The sequence below is a fragment of the Maritalea sp. genome, from assembly GCF_051251695.1.
GTDB lineage: Bacteria > Pseudomonadota > Alphaproteobacteria > Rhizobiales > Devosiaceae > Maritalea.
Genome location: NZ_JBPOEU010000113.1, coordinates 1 through 2,051 on the forward strand (window position 1 = coordinate 1; position 2,051 = coordinate 2,051).

General features: G+C 50.9%; 2 protein-coding genes and 1 pseudogene. 1 reads left to right on the plus strand and 2 read right to left on the minus strand.

Features of this window, described 5'->3' with window-relative positions:
* Positions 1-391, minus strand: a 391-nt coding sequence (locus ACSHWX_RS18565; protein ID WP_435669691.1) for a rhodanese-like domain-containing protein, incomplete at its 3' end; no start/stop codon positions are given.
* Positions 392-634: 243 nt separating this feature from the next.
* On the opposite strand from ACSHWX_RS18565, the gene ACSHWX_RS18570 reads away from it, so the two are divergent.
* Positions 635-1,471, plus strand: a complete 837-nt coding sequence (locus ACSHWX_RS18570; protein ID WP_435669692.1) for an HAD family hydrolase — start codon at positions 635-637, stop codon at positions 1,469-1,471.
* Between the two features lie 130 nt (positions 1,472-1,601).
* Here the strand turns inward: ACSHWX_RS18570 and ACSHWX_RS18575 are convergent.
* Positions 1,602-2,051, minus strand: a pseudogene (locus ACSHWX_RS18575) (30S ribosomal protein S12 methylthiotransferase RimO); the annotation flags it as partial.

A 2,051-nucleotide genomic window follows, 5' to 3' on the forward strand; every position in this document is an offset into this window, starting at 1 on the left:
ATTTGGCTGTCACCTTTTCTATGGCCCCGCCCGCCTTTGTCCACGCGCCAAAGCCGCCTTCAATGTGGGCGATGTTATCAAACCCCATGTCTTGCGCCGTTTTCGCCGCCAGCGCGGATCGCCACGCCGACGCGCAATAAAACACGATCTGTTGCGCCTGCGATAAAGCGGGTTTGTGATAGGGACTGCTGGGATCAATCCAAAACTCAAGCATCCCCCGCGGACAATGAAACGCGCCTTTGATCTTGCCCTCCCGTTCCAACTCCCGCCTGTCGCGCAGATCAACAATTAGAGTATCTGGGTCGTCCACCAGATCGATGGCGAGCTCGGTCGGGACCGTGGTGATCTGGTCGTAAGCCTCACTCAGCAGGTCTTGGTAACTCTTGGTCATGATGGGCTCCCCTTTGGGGCGAGCTTGGTCGATGGCGCATAGGTCCGTCAAGTGTTTCACCCGAGTGATGCAAACATCACTCAGCGCCTGACCCTCCCCGTCACACCAAAGGTGAGCAAGCACACAGGGGAGGGCGCTTTCAGCACCCACCCAGGGTCAGGCGCTGGGGCGAGGTGTTGCGCCTTGTATTGACATTTCTTGATAAGCACCCTGATAGTTAAAGAGTATTGAAACGGGGATAATATGAACGATAAATCACTAATTTCAGCAGCATTTGTATACGATTACGATGGCACACTTGCCAAAGGCAACATTCAAGAGGCTTCTTTTTTGCCTGAGCTTGGGATTGAGAGATCTGAATTTTGGGATGAAGTTAAAAAACGGACCAAAGACGAAGACGGCAACGAAATTTTGACCTACATGCAGCTGATGCTGAAGAAAGCCAGAGCTGGCTCTCAGCCAGTGGACCGCGATTTTCTAAGGCTCCATGGCAATACATCGGAACTATTTCCGGGTCTGGCAGATGGCGGCTGGTTTGAACGAGTGAACAAGTTCGCCGAAGAACGAGGTATCACGTTAAAACATTATATCGTGTCTTCTGGCATAAAGGAGATGATTGAAGGTAGCCCGATATCAAAATATTTTGAGCATATATTCGCATCTAAATTTTCTTATGGCGATGACGGCAGAGCGCAATGGCCAGCCGCTGTAATTGATTACACCGCGAAAACTCAATGTTTGTTTCGCATAAATAAAGGCATTGATAATTCTTGGGATAGCAGAGCAATAAACAAATTCATGCCCGAGAAAGACCGGCCAGTACCCTTTGAAAGAATGGTGTTTTTCGGTGACGGCGACACAGATATTCCGAGTATGAAAATGCTGACTATGAATGGCGGCGCGTCTATTGCAGTTTATGAAGAGGATGAAAAAAGCAGAGAAAAAGTCCATAGCTTGATATCGGACGGTCGTGTTGAGTTTACCGCAGTTGCAGACTACTCAGAAAATAGTCAACTTGATATTGCCGCGAAGGGAATTTTGGGACGTATTGCACGCAAGAATGGGTACTTGCCGAAATAACATACTGTTGGCTCAGAGGAGTGGGAGAAAACATCACCTAACAAAGGTCCTTCGAGATTGAGAGACCCTGCGCTTTGGCCCGTTAGGCCCAAGCGCGTGCACTTCGGAAAACGCTCTCCCAGAGCGTTTTCTAACGAAGTGCACCCCACAAATCATACTCCCCAGCCTCATCAACCTCGACGGTCACCAAATCCCCCACACTCAAACCCTCGGTGCCCTCGTCAATAAACAAGTTCCCATCAATCTCGGGCGCATCCGCCTTGGTGCGGCAGGTGGCGATGCCGTCTTCGTCGATGTCGTCCACAATCACTTGGCAAGTCTGACCGACTTTGGCGGCGAGCTTGGCTTCGGAAATGGCTTGCGAGGCTTCCATGAAGCGGTCCCAGCGTTCTTGTTTGACCTCTTCAGCCACGTGATCCGGCAAAGCGTTCGAGCGCGCGCCAGCGACGTTTTCATATTTGAAACAGCCCACACGATCCAAATTCGCCTCTTTCAGCCAATCGAGCATATAGTCAAATTCCGCTTCCGTCTCGCCGGGGTAGCCGACGATAAAGGTGGACCGCAGCGTGATATCAGGACA

Bases quoted from the DNA above. Each gene is read 5' to 3' on its own strand.
- ACSHWX_RS18570 (WP_435669692.1), top strand. From the start codon at position 635: ATGAACGATAAATCACTAATTTCAGCAGCATTTGTATACGATTACGAT.